At 50.0% G+C, this 13,127-nt stretch carries 11 protein-coding genes and 1 pseudogene; 6 read left to right on the plus strand and 6 right to left on the minus strand.

What is annotated here, in order from left to right; genetic code table 11:
* Positions 1-703: 703 nt before the first annotated feature.
* On the minus strand, positions 704-1,861 hold the full coding sequence (locus ACESNI_RS19120) for a tellurite resistance/C4-dicarboxylate transporter family protein (RefSeq protein WP_373090035.1): 1,158 nt from the start codon (positions 1,859-1,861) through the stop codon (positions 704-706).
* 267 nt (positions 1,862-2,128) lie between these two features.
* On the opposite strand from ACESNI_RS19120, the gene ACESNI_RS19125 reads away from it, so the two are divergent.
* The 3 genes and pseudogenes from ACESNI_RS19125 to ACESNI_RS19135 all read left to right on the plus strand — a co-directional run bounded on the left by ACESNI_RS19125 (position 2,129) and on the right by ACESNI_RS19135 (position 4,455).
* Complete coding sequence (locus tag ACESNI_RS19125; RefSeq protein ID WP_373090037.1) at positions 2,129-2,425, plus strand: hypothetical protein; 297 nt, start codon at positions 2,129-2,131, stop codon at positions 2,423-2,425.
* Positions 2,426-2,658: 233 nt separating this feature from the next.
* Positions 2,659-2,757: pseudogene (locus ACESNI_RS19130) on the plus strand (IS6 family transposase); the annotation flags it as partial.
* A 192-nt stretch (positions 2,758-2,949) separates the two neighbouring features.
* Positions 2,950-4,455, plus strand: coding sequence for an aromatic amino acid lyase (locus ACESNI_RS19135; protein ID WP_373090039.1), 1,506 nt, complete (start codon positions 2,950-2,952; stop codon positions 4,453-4,455).
* Positions 4,456-4,475: 20 nt separating this feature from the next.
* On the opposite strand, the gene ACESNI_RS19140 is transcribed toward ACESNI_RS19135, so the two are convergent.
* The 3 genes from ACESNI_RS19140 to hutC are packed head-to-tail and all read right to left on the minus strand — an operon-like array spanning position 4,476 to position 7,078.
* Positions 4,476-5,288 carry a phosphate/phosphite/phosphonate ABC transporter substrate-binding protein gene (locus ACESNI_RS19140; RefSeq protein ID WP_373090041.1) on the minus strand — a complete coding sequence of 271 codons (813 nt, stop codon included), beginning with the start codon at positions 5,286-5,288 and terminating at the stop codon, positions 4,476-4,478.
* A gap of 27 nt (positions 5,289-5,315) precedes the next feature.
* Positions 5,316-6,320 (minus strand): ornithine cyclodeaminase family protein, encoded by a 1,005-nt coding sequence (locus ACESNI_RS19145; protein ID WP_373090043.1) that lies wholly within the window; start codon positions 6,318-6,320, stop codon positions 5,316-5,318.
* A 23-nt stretch (positions 6,321-6,343) separates the two neighbouring features.
* On the minus strand, positions 6,344-7,078 hold the full coding sequence (gene hutC, locus ACESNI_RS19150) for a histidine utilization repressor (protein ID WP_373090045.1): 735 nt from the start codon (positions 7,076-7,078) through the stop codon (positions 6,344-6,346).
* 143 nt (positions 7,079-7,221) lie between these two features.
* Here hutC and ACESNI_RS19155 point away from each other — a divergent pair, with 143 nt between their 5' ends.
* The 3 genes from ACESNI_RS19155 (at position 7,222) to ACESNI_RS19165 (ending at position 10,138) form a co-directional block, all read left to right on the plus strand.
* Positions 7,222-8,145 (plus strand): Bug family tripartite tricarboxylate transporter substrate binding protein, encoded by a 924-nt coding sequence (locus ACESNI_RS19155; RefSeq protein ID WP_373090047.1) that lies wholly within the window; start codon positions 7,222-7,224, stop codon positions 8,143-8,145.
* A gap of 83 nt (positions 8,146-8,228) precedes the next feature.
* Positions 8,229-8,663 (plus strand): tripartite tricarboxylate transporter TctB family protein, encoded by a 435-nt coding sequence (locus ACESNI_RS19160; protein ID WP_373090049.1) that lies wholly within the window; start codon positions 8,229-8,231, stop codon positions 8,661-8,663.
* Positions 8,654-10,138 carry a tripartite tricarboxylate transporter permease gene (locus ACESNI_RS19165; protein WP_373090051.1) on the plus strand — a complete coding sequence of 495 codons (1,485 nt, stop codon included), beginning with the start codon at positions 8,654-8,656 and terminating at the stop codon, positions 10,136-10,138. The genes ACESNI_RS19160 and ACESNI_RS19165 overlap by 10 nt, the downstream gene beginning before the upstream one ends.
* A gap of 246 nt (positions 10,139-10,384) precedes the next feature.
* Here the strand turns inward: ACESNI_RS19165 and ACESNI_RS19170 are convergent, their stop codons facing one another.
* Positions 10,385-11,602, minus strand: coding sequence for an acyl-CoA dehydrogenase family protein (locus ACESNI_RS19170; protein ID WP_373090053.1), 1,218 nt, complete (start codon positions 11,600-11,602; stop codon positions 10,385-10,387).
* Positions 11,603-11,871: 269 nt separating this feature from the next.
* A complete protein-coding gene (locus tag ACESNI_RS19175; RefSeq protein ID WP_373090055.1) occupies positions 11,872-12,984 on the minus strand; it encodes a C4-dicarboxylate TRAP transporter substrate-binding protein in 1,113 nt (370 codons plus the stop codon).
* Positions 12,985-13,127: the final 143 nt, after the last annotated feature.

Below are 13,127 nucleotides of genomic sequence, written 5' to 3' on the forward strand. Positions count from 1 at the left end.
CAACAACAAAAGACTGCTTGAGCCCATCGGCAACATCCCGCCTGTAGAAGCCGAGAAAAACTATTACGCCATGCTGGACGAAACCGATATGGCAGCGTAACTTAAACAAAATTGCCTCCGGCAATCCCGGGGCGGTTCACAGTGCCAGATGCTTGAGCACAAACCAATGTCTTGAGCACGACATCTATTGCCGCTATAAATACCGAAACAATTTGGAAAATTGTTGGTGGCAATAAAAGTGCAATATTGCTCTATGATGTCAGCCCTCCCTCCATTGTGTGTTCTTTTCGGATAATATTCGATGCCATGCCCCTGCCTATTAGTGGAATATAGGGCATGTCAGTTGCGAACGCGAACATCTCCGTCGACACATTCAGTGACGAAACCATAGAGACGCGTGACTCAAAGCGCAATATTATTCGGGACAATCTTGAAAAAATGTACCTATGTGTTGAAGGGCATTGTCAGACTGAAATAACTTGAGCTCGGATGTGGAAAAAATACGCTCATCTCATGGAAAGTCCGTTTTGCTCTTTCAAGATCTCACCTGATTTCATTTACCGGGCTGTAATGACGTTGCTCTTACCGAGAGGCGACACCTTGGTGCGACATAGTTGAGGCACGTGTGCCATACGGAAACTAGGTCGCCTGCGTCTGACAGCCCCGTTGCGCGAGACGTTGAAATCTCACACCTACAACGGGGTTAGGAAGGGTCCGGAAAGTTAGTGTCGATTACAAAGCGGGTATCACTCAAATCATTGCGCAATAGGCCCGAATACGCAGACCGCAGCAGACCGATAAAAGTCAAACCCCAAATCAGCAAAGCGAGCCAGCTCCAAATTTGAGGAATCTTCTCCAAAAATGTTAGCCCTGTCATATGAGCTATACCTAGAGTGCAGGCGGTATACATACCCATAGGGAAGACACGCGCCCAATCGGACGGTTTATATCTGTGAGTTTTCACGCCGAATGCCAGACGAGACCATGGAAAAAGACGGATCCAGCCGGTAGCTGGAACGTCTAGATTAACGCGGGTAAGGCTCCAAATATCCATGATAATCTGATACGGGATCCACCAGGTCCCAATCGCCCATGCGATACAGGTTAAAATTACAGTTGGATCCCGGAAATGCTCCCATGCTGGTTTGTCTGCCATATAATGGACAAGCTCTGTTCCGGTTAAGGAAACAATGGCGACCGCGCCCATGCAAATCCAGTAGGAACCATTCCAATCTTGTGGCTCAAAGTCGCGGGATAATTTTCGATAAAAAACACAGGTGATAATAATGAGGTAAAGAACGAGGGAGACAGCCCAGAAACTCCACATACCAAAGAAGAAGGCGGGGGCATTTGCGACAAGTGTATCGGTTAGGGGAACGCCGAGTAAGGCAACGGATGCGGTGCTGACTATCACCAGTAGTATTGCTCCGTCAATCGTATCCTTGATGTCCGTTTGGCGCCGGATGACAAGACTGAATAGAATAAAGTAAGTAAAAGCTATCCAGAAAAAAAAGCCTAAACCCCATAAGATCCAGGTCAGGTCAGTTGCATGCCAGAATATCAGAAATTGAGCCCCTATGGTATTATTGCCGACGATGAATGTCAGATATGGCCAGCTGTGGCGAGGTTCACGGATATCTGTTATGAAATCTTGCGGAAAGAAAAGTAGCCGAGAAAATGCCATGCCGGACAGTATCAGATACAATCCTATGTTCAGATAGAACAGGCCGTAGGCAAGCATTGAATACCCTAAGGTATTAAACGCAATAGATACAATTCCCGTTCCCATGACCAAGGCGAAATACGACGGGTGGAGCTTTCTGATCGCGCTCTTAAAGATCGGATAATTTATATGTGCCATAACTCGATATCACTAGTACTGAGTTAAATTTGGAACCTATACGTTATGTTTTTCTACGTCAGGCATTGTATTTGATTACATCGAATTCTTTACAATCCAAAAAGAAATCATAATATCACGGAATGATATCGTCTATCGATGTTGAACAACAGGAAAATGGAAGCCTCTGGGTGTCTAAGAAACCAGGAGAAATTCATTTGTCTGCTTCGCTTTCTCACTCCTGTTGCTGGTGCCAAGCATAATATTAGATCTTACTTCGAGGGAAATATGAGAAAAATCGCTGTGATATTATTTATTGTGTTATTCCCATTAAAATCACTTGCTGCATTACCACCAGAATATCAAAATGAGAAAGATTTTGATGTAATAATTGAATTTATTAAAAGTCATGAGAAGGTAATCTCTACTTTCAAATCAATAGATTTTAAAAAATTCATTGTATATTTTGATGATGACTGCGAAGCAATATTTGGTAGAAAAGTGATTCAAAGGCCATCCGGATGGGTTGGTCCTGCAGCTCCTCTAGAGCTCAAGTCGACGACATGTAACCTAGAATCGCAATAAATAGAGTGTTTGATAAGTATTTCTACGCAGACAAATCGCAGCTGGTCATTTCTTGGCGATTGTAGTGAATTGCAATTCGCAGCTTAAAATGGCGTTAAGCAAATACCATTTCGGTATAGAAATGGTGGATTATTCCAAGGTCACCATTCGATCTAAGCAGAATTAAAGAATAGGGTGGGATTGTCATGGGAAAATAGCTTGAGCCTGGATGCTTCAGTAATTACACTCATTTCATGAAAAATTCTTTCTGGTATTTCAATATCTCACCGGATTTCCCCTTGCATCGTAATGTTGAAGATCTATGCCACGAACGCGGCATCGATATCTGCCATTTTGCGCAATACAGAGACGAGCGTACGGTCATCTGACAGCGCCAACCAGACATGATATACCTTGCATTGGAGGTATGATTAAAACATCGTTTCCGTCCTGGATTTTCTGTTGAGGTAATGCTGGGGGTCGCGGCCAAAGGGCTTCTTCGCCATTTATAACATCTTATTTTTAAACGTTTTTGGAGGAAATTCATGCCAATTGAGAAGGCGCGCCTTGATGGCAGAAGTCTTTCATTAGAGGTGCTTGCTGAAATTGCCTTTGGCCGCCCCGTTGATATTGATACGTCCGCAGTTGACGTTATGACAAAGACAAATAATCTCTTGCTGGAATTCGCCGCCGCGGGCAAACCCATCTATGGGGTTACGACGGGTTTGGGGCCAAGAGTGAAGCAGGTTCTCGCGGCTGACGAAATTGAAGAATTCGCCCTTAAAACCATTCGCGGCCGGGCTCATTCTGTTGGCAATCCATTGCCTCGCGCCGTGGTCCGGGCGGCAATGGCCATCAGGCTTAATACGCTTCTCATTGGAGCATCGGGGGCGAGCCCGAGAGTTGCCCGACATATTGAAGCATGTCTGAACGCGGATTTGGTGCCTGTCATTGGCGAAACCGCCTCAACCGGCGCGGCCGATCTGTTATGGGGCGGCTCCATGGGCCTTGCCTTGATTGGGGAAGGCGCCTTTCTGGGTAAGGAAAATAGCGCAAACTTCGCAAAGGACCTATCGGATGCGGGAATATCGCCCTTGAAACTGGGCCCGCGGGACGGTTTGGCGCTGGTTAGCCATTCCAGCTTTTCTGCGGCCTTGGCAGCACTGGGACATTATTACGCCCATATAATCTGGAAAAGTGCACAGACCGCCGCAGCGCTTACTCTTGAGGGGTTTCGTGGCAACCTGTCCCCCTTTACGCCCTCTTTGCTTGCGATGAGACCGCAGCCCGGCCAGCGGGAGGCCGCTGAGGATTTGCTCCGGCGTCTCGAGAATTCAGCGCTTAATGAACCGGGCGCCGCGCGGCGCCTCCAAGATCCCTTGAGCCTGCGCAATATCCCTCAGGTTCATGGCAGTGTCTTTGCCGCCCTTCAGGTTATGGAGGATACACTCCTAGGGGAAATCAATGGCTCTTCCGATAACCCGGTCGTCCTTGCCGAGAGCAGGCAGGTCCTCTCCGGCGGGAGTTTTCTCAATCCCTATCTGGGGGTTGCGCTTGTTGGCCTGAACCATTCTTTGGTTCACCTCGCGGCGCAAATAAATGCCCGCAGTTCAAAATTATTGATCTCACGATTTACGGATCTACCGAACGGCCTTCTCTCTGAAGAAGCGGATGTTGCGGGCCTGGCGCCCGTTGCAAAAGTGGCGGAGGCCCTTTTCGCCGAAATCAGCCATTTGGCGACGCCGCCCATTGTGTATCCGTCCCAGGTCGGCGACGGGGTAGAGGATACCATAACCAACATTGCCATCTCTGGAAAAGCCCTGACCGAAATCGTTCACCGGTTATCAAATCTGATTTCATTTGAAATGATTGTCGCCGTTCAGGCGATCCGGATGCGTAATATCGATGAAAGTAATCTGGCTTCTGCCCTTCGCCCTGTCATACGATCAATTGAGAAGATATCCCCTGAACTAACAAGCGACAGATCGATGACAAATGAGCTGGAAATTTTGTCGGATTTGATTATGAACGGTAAATTTTCAAACCTGTAATCTGGGGCACGATAATCTCATTATCCGGGATAGGAGTAACCTTCGCGCAATGCATCCTGTTCCCAAGCCGTTGCTAACTCATACTGTTCCGGCTCGACGGTGGCAAACCCGCTGATGCTGAGGGTGGCCAACACAGGGGTGATATCAGGATCGGTGCCCGCCGCTAGAAACGCCCGGCGCAGGCTTGTCAATGCCGCGGGGTCGATATCGTTGCTGGCAACCAGCGGCGGGAACGGTGCGGGTGAGGTGGACGCTATCGTGGTAATGTCGCGAAGGAGGTCAGGCTGGTGAAGACGTATCAAGTCGAGCGCGTAACTATCCATCGGTGCGATATCCGCATCTCCCTCAACTACTGAGGCTAGGGACCGTAAAGGCGTCAGCACAGGCCCGATGCTCTCCCGATAGAGCAGGGGCCGATCGGGTGTCCGGTACTTAAGTAAATGGTGTCGCGGTGCGTTGAATCCCGAATGAGAGGCATCAACCGTCCAGGCGATACGCCCACCGAAAGTATCCTCCAATGTGCGATACCCGCGATCCCGGCGTACAATCAGGTCGGTGAAGTAGATCGGCCTATTTTCGTAGCGCTGTCCGAGCGGGCAGGGAGCCGCGATTATCGTGGGGCGCAATTCCGCTCGGCTGAACGGCCAGCCGCACATGAAAACACAGCCCATATCCGGCCGTACCCAAAGCGCCTCTAGCGGGGCAGGGGCGGGATGGTCAATGATTTCAAGCTTGATGCCAGAACTTTCAGAGACCCATGCAAACAAGGCTGCCCATTCCTGCCGCGCGACGGGGGTAACGTTATACATTCGCGAACAGGCAATTAAGGCCATGTTATTGGTCCTCTAACGGCACCTTGTTTAGGCGAAACGCAGCGTCTGGCCTATTCCCATTTTTTCTGCCTTGGCCATCAATGCCCAGCCGAGCGCAATGTCCGTCGTGCTGAGACCGCGATGCCAGAAAAGATTTGTTTCCTCTTCACTTTCTCGTCCTGGCTTTTTCCCGGCGACGATTTCGCCCATTTCAGCATGCAGGGTCTCTTCTGTTACTTTGCCTTCATCGACATGGCGGCGAAGGGAGCCGAACGGACGCCCCGGTTTGCATTGACCCCAATCATCAACGACGATTTTGTCCATGATATCGGTGAGCGAGAACTCGACTGCACTCATCGTTCCGTAAGGGACAACGAAAGCGCCTTTTTTGACCCATTCCGTTAGGAAAAGGGGTTTCGGTTCGGGAAGGCGGGACGCCTCAACCATGATATCCGCGCTGTCCAGGCAATCCTTCCAGTTGTCGGTCACGATGACCGGTTTCCCAAGATCCCTTTCAAGACGTTCTTTAAAAGCGTCCCGGCTTTCCGGTCGACGTGAATGGACACGGATTTCATCAAAATTGAACAGGTGATCCAGTAACCGGACATTCCAGTAAGCTGTGCCGCGCGCGCCGATATGCCCAAGGATCTTACTGTCTTTGCGGGCTAGAAATTTTGCGCCGATCGCGGTAACCGCGCCGGTGCGCATATCCGTGATCGCGGTGGCATCGATAATCGCCTTCGGGATACCGGTTTCGGGATCAAACAGGTTCAGCATCCCGACTTCGGAGGGGAGGTCCTGTTTGTAGTTATCGACGAAATCGCCAACTATCTTTACGCCGGCAACGCCCATTGACTTGACATAGCCGCGCAGGACGTTGAAGTGACCCTTCTCTGAAGACTCCGGGACAAGATGAACCCGGGGCTCGATGACGGTTCCACCATTCCCTTGCGCAAGTAATGCCTCTTCAACCGCGGCAAGGATTTCTGCGTCGGTTAGGGCGAGTTTCGCGACATCGGGGCCGTTGATATATTTGATATTGATGTTTTGCATATCGATTTCCGTCAATTAAAGAGTTAGCTATGGGTCATGTCGCTGACATGAAAACGCCCGCCGACATTATATTTCGAGCCGGGATTAACCATCCTTACATGGGTGACCGTCCGGTTTCCGGACCATGACCGCCGGCAAAGCTCCAGACATGGCTCGGAAGGCGAAATCTGGAGGAGATCGCACTCCTGTTTATCGGCGAGCCGGGAACTGATTTTATGCTCTATCTCGGTGACGGGCAGGAGGTCGAGGAGGTGGTCACTTGGCGTGATCTGGGTAAAATCCAGATCCAGGAACTCTGGTGCCACAGCCGGATTTACATACCGGTCTTCAATCTGCATGGGACGGCCGTTTTCGCGATGAACCATATAGACGTGGAATACCGGAGAATTTGGCGCCATATTCAGCGCCGTCGCCACAGATTTCGATGCCGGCTCTGACCGCTGCAGGATAACCCGGCAGGAATGGATGCCGCCGCGCTGTGAAATTTCCTCGCCAATACTGCGTATTTCCAGAAGAGTTGCCTTTGGCTTGGGTTCGGCGACGAATGTCCCGACACCCTGAATACGTGTCACCCGGCCCTCAACCGACAATTCCCGAATTGCCCGGTTGACGGTCATTCGAGAAGCCCCCAGAATCTTGACAATCTCGGATTCAGATGGAATGCGGGCGCCGGATTTCCATTTTCCAGAGTCGATATGATCAAGAACATAATTCTTGATGGTTTGATATAGCGGCTTCGGCCAAGTATCCTGCAACATTCATTTAGTCCAATTGGCGATCAATATTGACTTGTATATACGTGTATAGTCCAATAACATACCTTGGTCAACGACACAGACAGGGGAGTTTTATCATGTCAATTTTGAAATCAGTGGCGCAATGACTAGCAATTGGTGCTTGTTTGATAACAGGAATTTCGGCGCAGGTTTTTGCCGCTGAATATCCTGAAAAACCAGTAGAAATCATAGTGCCCTTCGGCGCCGGGGATGCCCTGGATGGCACCGCTCGGGTCATAGCGGACCGACTTAAGGCATCGTTCGGTGTTCCGGTTATTGTCAAGAATATCCCCGGGGCTGGCGGGGCCAAGGGGACTGCAGAAGCAAACAAGGCCAGCCATGACGGATATACCTTGCTGATGGGATCAACCGGCGCATTGACGGCACGACCGCTGATAAAAGATCCCGGCTATAAGACAAGCGACTTTGTGCCGATTGCGCAACTGGTTGAGGCCCCGATTGGCCTCGCGGTATCAGCAGACAGTCCTTTCAAGTCTGTGAAAGACATTGTCGAAGCCGCCAAAAAGGATCCCGGCTCCGTTAAATACGCGACCCCCGGTCCCGGTTCCACGCAACATATCAACATGGAGATATTTGCCAAGGACCAGGGTATCAAGCTGACCCATATCGGCGGACGCGGCGGCAAGGGTGCCGTTGTGAAGGCGATGTCGGGAGAAGTTGATTTTGTCTTCGTTGGTGCGTCTAACTATACGAGTCTGGCGAAAGCGGGAAAACTACATGTCCTGGGTGTCGCCGCAGAGGACAGGCTGGCCTTTCTGCCCGATGTGCCGACGTTCAAGGAACAGGGGTATGACTTTGATGTGGCTGTCTGGTTCGGACTCCTGACAAATAGCGGGGCTCCCGATGAGGTTGTCGAAAAATTGCGCACAACCGTTGCCGAAATTGCGAATACGCCACAGACGCGCGCGCTTTACAAAAAGTTCAACTTGAATGAGGCTTTTCTTGATGGAGCCGCGTTCCAGAAGCGCATCGATGAAAATGTCACCAAACATTCGGTGGTATTGAAAGAGATCGGGCTGATTAACTGATCTTCTAATCTGGAAATTACGCATTGACCTCCGCTCTCAATGCGTAATTCCACCTCATCTGGAATTGGTAGAAAGACAACTCCATGAAAGCCGATAGGATGGCAGGCGGCCTCACCCTGATTGCCGGTTTGGGCCTGATGGTTGCGACGTCACAGATTGATATCCTTGCCAGTCAGCCGACACTTTCAGCGCGATTTTTTCCCTATGTGCTCGCCTTGATTCTGATGCTGAGCGGACTGGCTCTGGCTCTCAAGCCCGGCGATGCCTTGCTCGGCACGGTGATCGGTAAATTGCTGGCCTATCGCGGTGTCACTCTTGCCGTAGCATTCCTTGTCTATGCCTTGTCATTCCGCTTTGTAGACTTCCGGTTTGGAACATGGCTTTTTCTCGTCGTCACCATGTGGATTCTTGGCTCCCGGAAATGGAGTGAATTGCTGATTCTGCCCATTGCCGTTTCGGCCATTCTCTATTTGCTGTTCCGGTATGGATTTATTGTATTGTTGCCGACATGGACGTGATTTCGCTTGGTACGATTATTGATGCGGCCGCCGCAGTCCTGCAACTGAATATCCTCTTCTGGATATTGATTGGCGTCCTTATCGGGTTTGTCTTTGGCGCAGCCCCTGGATTAACGGCGACCACCGGGGTTGCAATCGCCACGCCCCTGACGTTTGGCGCCAGTTTCGAAGTTGCCATGGCGCTTCTGCTCGGTATTTACTCCGCGGGATATTTCGCCGGATCCATTCCCGCTATTCTGATCAACACCCCCGGCGCGCCTGGAAATGCGGCAACGGCCCTTGACGGGTATCGGCTCGCCCGCATGGGGAAAGCCGATCTGGCCATAAGCCTTGCTGTGGTCGCTTCCGTCATTGGGGGTGTTTTTTCCATAGTAGTTTTGATGTTCGCTGCGCCGGTCCTGTCAAACTTTGCCCTGAAATTCACTTCCGTTGAGTATTTTTCGCTTGGGCTATTCGGGCTAATCTGTGTGTCTGCAGTCTCCGGTGGATCATTGGCCAAGGGGATAACCGGGGCCGCCATCGGAATGTTTCTGGGCACCATCGGTATTGATGAGGTTGGCGGAACCATGCGCTTCACCTTCGGGATGCCCGAATTGCAGGGTGGGGTTCCGCTTATTCCAACGTTGATTGCCTTTTTTGCTGTTGCTGAAATGCTATTGCAGGCATCTTCCCATCTAGATGCCTCACTTTTGCCAAAGCAGCAAATACACAGGATTTTGCGACTGCCTGGATTGATGATCTCGCACAGCTGGCTGCTATTGAAAAGTTCGTTGATCGGCACCTTCATTGGCATCCTGCCCGGAACCGGCCCGACGATTGCCGCCTGGATTGCCTATGGGCAGTCCGGCCGCCGTAAGGCAGAAGAAGCAGAAGGCGAGGAAATTGCGGCAGTGCGGGGAGTTATTGCAGCTGAGTCCGCGAATAATGCAGTGACCGGTGGCGCGTTGGTGCCGTTGCTGACACTGGGCATTCCGGGAGATACAGTAACTGCCGTCCTCATCGGCGCACTTTTGATCCAGGGCATCGATCCCGGGCCATTTTTTATTATCGAGCATGGCGATCTATTTGCTCAAATCCTGATAATCCTGCTGATCGCTGCTGTGATGACATTAGTTCTGGGACTGGGTGCGCGCCGGATCCTGCCGAAGATTTTGACTATTCCCGCTCGAATACTGCTCCCCGTTATCGGTGTCCTCTGCGTCGCCGGCGGCTTCGCAATTCACAGTATTCCATTTGAAGTCGGAATTATCGCGGTTCTCGGCATTGCCGGGTATATTCTGGCGCGCTTCGGCTTCCCGATGGCGCCGATCGTGATCGGGCTTGTGCTTGGCCCAATTATTGAGATTAACCTGCGGAATAGCCTCGTTGCCAACGATATGGACCCGACGGTTTTTATTACCCGACCGATCAGTGCCGTATTACTCATCGCTATCGTTGTTACTCTGGCATGGTCTGCCCGGCGTTCCCTGCGCTGACTGTTCACAATGTAGTACTAATGGCGTGGGCGTCACTATTCCACTTTGAGGCATTGTCAGAGGAAAGTAGTCAAACCCGTGAGAGGGTTTTGTCAGAAAAAAATTGTTTGATGAGCACTGACGAGAAAGAGATAAGACGTAATGCTTGTATAGTTCGGATTGTTCGGCGCACTTTAACTTTCGGTATAAAAAAGCACTGGAAAGATCGACGATCTCCAGTGCTTTTCCTATGCATGTTTATATCTGTTAACGCGTAGACATCTTTGGAATTTCGACGCCAAGTACATATCGGCCGATCGTACCTTGTTGCTTATCCAAGTTATCATGCAATGACAACGTACGGGCATTGCGCCAGAAACGATCAGCGCCAAATCTTGCCGTCGTCGAGCGCGCGCCGGTCAACTGGAATATTTTCGTGCACACATTGACGGACATTCTGTGCGTAAATGTTTTTGCCATATAGACCGCTACCATCATTTCAGGGATGTTGCCACCGCCTTGGCCGACTTCTTCAAGCATGCGGGCTGCCCGATTGACAAGCGCGCGTGCCGCCATGATATCCGTTGCCATCTCTCCCACATGATTTTGAATGGTTGGCTCATCCGCAACACGTTCAAAACCGACGGTCGGTTTTTGATGATTGGCGGAGAAATCCAAAACGAAATTCATGGCGCCCTGTGCAATTCCCGTCAGCGCAGCAGCAAAACTCAACTGGAATATAGGTGCAAGAACATTTGATTTTGAAAATGTGCCCGGCGGCCCAAAAGTGAAATCATCGGAAATAAAGCCGTCTTTAATTTCCAACATTCCACTGGTCGTTGCCCGCTGTCCCATGTTGTCCCAACTGTCGATGACAGTAACCGAAGGGTCAGATGTTGGTATCCCGACAACGACCATCTTCGAAGGATCTTGCTCCCCATCTTCCATGCAGAATATCAGCGAATAGGTGCTGCCGACGGAGCCGGTCGCGAAGGCCTTTTTGGCGTTGATTGACCAACCTCCATCGACACGGGTGACGCTTGAATCCATTCGGGCCCGCTTGTTATCGCTTGTAAAACGATCCGCCGGCTCGCTGCCTAAATAACAAAACATCGAGCCTTTCTCGCGAATCTCCTCCGAAAAGAACTTGATCTGTTTCTTACTTCCCAAATCATAAATGCTGTTCATTGACGCTGCCTGGACGAGCAACAACTGCCCAACGTTACTGCAGCCAGAACTAACCCGCTCTATTGTGTGAAAATATGTACAATAATCACCGTCGACGCCGAGACCGAGGCCACCGTATTCTTTGGGCAAGAACGCATTTATGATACCGGACTCTTTAAGCAGTTCTACGCCTTCATACGGATAGCTACCTTTTTTATCGATATCCGGCCCCATTGCAGCCAGCTTCTCGACAACAGTATCCAGAACGCTATCCAGCTGTTCTTTAGATACTATAAGATTCGATTTCTTGTCTCCCATGACGTTACTTTCATTTGTTCTATTTTAGACTTAGGTCAATTGAAGTGTAATTAACCAAATTAATGGTATAATTTTCTACATACTCTGTATGTGCAAAATAATATTCATACGACTATCATATCGTTATTCACTATTTCGCCGGCAACTATCACTAAATGGCCTAACCCAAATCTTAAGAATGGCGAAATTGGGGCAGCATCATCGTTAGTTGCCGAAGCGACCGGGGCAGTCAAACGCCGCCGCCGGTCGCTTCAAGATTGATAACCGTATCAGCTGGTAGGGACTTTGCTGTAAATTTCTTCCCACAACAGCTTTTGAAAGGTTTTCGGATCGCGGCCGCGTTCGTCCAGCAGGGCGATCCATTTTGCACGAAGCTCGACAATTGTCTTGCCGATCTCATCCGCACTTTCAACGCCGCGCTCTTTACCTTTAGCCGGGGCATCAGTTTTCACATAGTTTTCCCGGAAGTTCTTGATGTAGCTGGCAAGATCTTCATCGACCTCGTAGAACTTATTGCCCTTCGCTTCCATTTCCGCGCGGACTTCTATATCAAGATTTATATAATTAAATATGCTATCGGAGATGAGTTCTGGCACATTCTTCAAGACCGCCGTTTTCTCGCTTGCGCTCAGTTCATTCCATTTGTCCAGGCGCACGTTCATTAGCGATCCGCCGACATAGCCGCCCAGGGAGTTCAGAATGACGTTATGCGCAACCTCGCCCATCGAACGGGTCCGCTGGTTGGTAATCGATTGAATCGCGCAATCGATAACACCACGATCGAGAGCTTCATAATACTCGGCTGACGGTACGTTTACAGGAATCGCGTCCATGCCTTTGGCCATTTCGGCCCACGCCGCATAAGCTGCAACTTTCTTGTTCTTGAAATCCTTCAAAGAGCGAATTTCGGACGTACATTGGAACAAATAGTCCGTCAGAGCATAAGTTCCTAAATGTTGGACCTTAAATTCTTCTCGATACTCATCGTCGCACTCTTTACATTCAAGCAGCACCAACTCGTTAATCGCACCGGTCAACGCCAAAGCATCATCGTTCAGGACTGAGAAGTCAGTCAGGAAATTGTCGACCGGCATTTCAGAAGGTACGAAAACGCCCACCATATATCCACCGTCCGCAATACCATCACGGACGCCTGAGGGAATATCTTTGCCGCCCAACAAGGATCCGGCGAAATGTGGTTCCCAAACAACGTTCCCGTTCGTCTCTTCGGTCACACGTGCGAAAAATCTTTCCAGAGCAGGGTTGGTTGTATGCTTCAATCCAAGATAGTTGGCATATACAATTTTTGTCTCCGCCAATGCTGTACCGGCGCATAGGCCAACCGCAGTTATGATCATCATTAAAACAGCAGATAGTCTCATGGTTTTCTCCTAAAATTGGACAGTTATAGTTCCTTAACTTTCAAAACAAACGGTCGGTGCTTTGGCACTATATTTTGAGCCAAAACCGCATAAGCGTTAGTCGTGACTTATATTTTCTCACACGCAAAAATGGTTGCATCAGC

The sequence above is a fragment of the Sneathiella sp. genome (assembly GCF_041689005.1).
Classification (GTDB): domain Bacteria; phylum Pseudomonadota; class Alphaproteobacteria; order Sneathiellales; family Sneathiellaceae; genus Sneathiella.

Bases quoted from the DNA above. Each gene is read 5' to 3' on its own strand.
- ACESNI_RS19120 (WP_373090035.1), bottom strand. From the start codon at position 1,861: ATGGCACATATAAATTATCCGATCTTTAAGAGCGCGATCAGAAAGCTC.
- ACESNI_RS19125 (WP_373090037.1), top strand. From the start codon at position 2,129: ATGAGAAAAATCGCTGTGATATTATTTATTGTGTTATTCCCATTAAAA.
- ACESNI_RS19135 (WP_373090039.1), top strand. From the start codon at position 2,950: ATGCCAATTGAGAAGGCGCGCCTTGATGGCAGAAGTCTTTCATTAGAG.
- ACESNI_RS19140 (WP_373090041.1), bottom strand. From the start codon at position 5,288: ATGGCCTTAATTGCCTGTTCGCGAATGTATAACGTTACCCCCGTCGCG.
- ACESNI_RS19145 (WP_373090043.1), bottom strand. From the start codon at position 6,320: ATGCAAAACATCAATATCAAATATATCAACGGCCCCGATGTCGCGAAA.
- hutC (WP_373090045.1), bottom strand. From the start codon at position 7,078: ATGTTGCAGGATACTTGGCCGAAGCCGCTATATCAAACCATCAAGAAT.
- ACESNI_RS19160 (WP_373090049.1), top strand. From the start codon at position 8,229: ATGAAAGCCGATAGGATGGCAGGCGGCCTCACCCTGATTGCCGGTTTG.
- ACESNI_RS19165 (WP_373090051.1), top strand. From the start codon at position 8,654: ATGGACGTGATTTCGCTTGGTACGATTATTGATGCGGCCGCCGCAGTC.
- ACESNI_RS19170 (WP_373090053.1), bottom strand. From the start codon at position 11,602: ATGGGAGACAAGAAATCGAATCTTATAGTATCTAAAGAACAGCTGGAT.
- ACESNI_RS19175 (WP_373090055.1), bottom strand. From the start codon at position 12,984: ATGAGACTATCTGCTGTTTTAATGATGATCATAACTGCGGTTGGCCTA.